At 48.4% G+C, this 384-nt stretch carries 1 protein-coding gene; it reads left to right on the forward strand.

Annotated features, from left to right (window positions below):
* Window positions 1-384: hypothetical protein (locus tag NR073_RS11420; protein ID WP_256748845.1), on the forward strand; the 384-nt coding region annotated here is incomplete at both ends.

Raw genomic sequence — 384 nt, forward strand, 5'->3', positions numbered from 1 at the left:
GAGGGGGGGAGGAAGGAGGGGAGAGAAGGGGAAAAAAGAGGGGAAGAAAGGAAAGAGGAGGGAAGAAGAAAAGGGAAGAGGAAGGAGAGAGAGAGAAGGAAGAGAGAAGGGAGGAAAAAGGAGGAAGAGGGGAAGGAAGAGGAGAGGAAAAAAGGGGAAAAGGGAGAAAAGAGAGAAAAGGAAAGGAGAGGGAAGGGGAAAGAAGAGGAAGGGAAAGAGAGAAAGAGGAAAAAGAAGGAGGAAGGGAAGAGAAAGGAGGAAAAAAGAAAGAAAGGGAGGAAAGAGAGGAAGGGGAGGAGGAGAAGGAGGGGGAAAGAAAGGGAGAAGAAAGGAGAGGAGAAAAAGGGGGGAAAGAAAAGGAGGAGGAAAAGAAGTGTTAGAAGG

This window comes from Micrococcus sp. Mcc28 (genome assembly GCF_024519775.1).
GTDB classification, from domain to species: Bacteria; Actinomycetota; Actinomycetes; order Actinomycetales; family Micrococcaceae; genus Micrococcus; species Micrococcus luteus.